The following is a 1,527-nucleotide window of genomic DNA, read 5'->3' as shown; positions in this document are numbered from 1 at the left end:
CCGGGCACCCAGGCCGCCACGGGCCGGGCGCCCGGGCCGCCGTAGGTCACAGGGGCCAGGTGACCCGGTCCGCCGTAGGTCAGCGGGGTTCCTGGAGGACCGCCAGGACGTTGCCCGCGGGGTCCTTGAACCAGGCGATGGGCGGTCCGCCCTCGGCCCGGACGACACCCTTGGCGTCGGCCTCGAACCCGTCGTAGCGCTCCAGGGTCACTCCGCGCCCGGTCAGCTCGTCCACGGCGCGGTCGATGTCGTCGACCGCGAAGTTGAGGATCGTGAACGTGGCGGGGGTGTGGTCGTCCTTCGGGTAGACGAAGATCCTGGCACCGTCCGCCAGGGTGAGGAGGAGCATGCGCATGTCGCCGTCCCCCTCCTCGCCCACCCGCAGACCGAGGGTCTCGCCGTAGAAGCGTCGGGCGGCGTCCAGGTCGTCGACCGAGAAACCGCTGAACGCCGAGGTCTCGCCGAACATGGCGTGCTCCCTTCCGGGGGCCCGGTCCGGGGCACCCCTTCCAGGATCCGCCGCGTACCCGCCGCCCGCCGCCCGGCCGGGCAGCCGGCCGGGCGGACCGGGCAGCCGGCCGGGCGGACCGGGCAGCCGGTCGCTCAGGGCGCGATCGGCAGCTGTCGCTTGTGCTCGGTGAGCTCGTAGCGGCGCACGATGGTGGCGAAGACGGCCTCGGCGACCGGCTTGCCCTCCAGGAAGTCGTCGATGTCGTCGTACGTGACGCCGAGGGCGTCCTCGTCGGGCTTGCCCGGGTCCAGGGTCTCCAGGTCGGCGGTGGGGGTCTTCCAGACCAGCTCGGACGGGGCGCCGAGCTCGGCCGCGACCGCGCGGACGCGGCGCTTGGTCAGTCCGGTGAGCGGGACGACGTCGGCGGCGCCGTCGCCGAACTTGGTGAAGAAGCCGGAGACGGCCTCGGCGGCGTGGTCGGTGCCCACGACGAGCCCGTCCCGGGCCCCCGCGACGGTGTACTGGGCGATCATGCGCTGGCGGGCCTTGATGTTGCCCTGGACGAAGTCCTGGTGGCGGGCGTCGCGGAAGGCGCCGCCGCCGGCGAGGGCGGCGTCGAGGGCCGCGTCGCTCGCGGCCTTCACGTCCACCGTGAGGACCTCGTCGGCGCGGATGAAGCCGAGCGCGGTCTGCGCGTCCTTCTCGTCGGCCTGCACGCCGTACGGCAGGCGCATCGCGTAGAAGACGGCCTCGTGTCCGGCGGCGCGGGCCCGCTCGACGGCCAGCTGGCAGAGGCGTCCGGCGGTGGTGGAGTCGACGCCGCCGCTGATGCCGAGGACCAGGGAGCGCAGACCGGTGGAGGTGAGCCGCTCGGTCAGGAAGGCCACCCGGCGCTCGATCTCGGCCCGCGGGTCGAAGGTCTCGGCCACCTGGAGGTCCCGGGCGATCTGCTGCTGGAGGGCGGTGGACGCCGGGTCGGTCACGGGGGTCTCCTCGTCGGGTTCGGGGCTGCGAGGTCGACTCTACGCACCGGGGCGGGGCCGCGTCGCCCGGCCCCCGCCCCCTCCCGGCAGGCC

2 protein-coding genes are annotated in these 1,527 nt (G+C 74.6%); both read right to left on the bottom strand.

All coding sequences use genetic code 11. The annotated features are described in order from the left end of the window. Positions 1-79: 79 nt before the first annotated feature. Positions 80-469, bottom strand: coding sequence for a VOC family protein (locus EAO70_RS07455; protein WP_148002220.1), 390 nt, complete (start codon positions 467-469; stop codon positions 80-82). Between the two features lie 134 nt (positions 470-603). Then, positions 604-1,434, bottom strand: coding sequence for an ammonia-dependent NAD(+) synthetase (gene nadE / locus EAO70_RS07450; RefSeq protein ID WP_148002219.1), 831 nt, complete (start codon positions 1,432-1,434; stop codon positions 604-606). Positions 1,435-1,527: the final 93 nt, after the last annotated feature.

The sequence above is a fragment of the Streptomyces sp. adm13(2018) genome, from assembly GCF_008042145.1.
Taxonomy (GTDB): Bacteria; Actinomycetota; Actinomycetes; order Streptomycetales; family Streptomycetaceae; genus Streptomyces.
The sequence above is the reverse complement of the archived record's forward strand: the minus strand, read 5'-3'. Positions and strand labels throughout refer to the sequence as shown.

Excerpts from the sequence above, each read along its gene's own strand:
- EAO70_RS07455 (WP_148002220.1), bottom strand. The coding sequence starts at position 469 with ATGTTCGGCGAGACCTCGGCGTTCAGCGGTTTCTCGGTCGACGACCTG.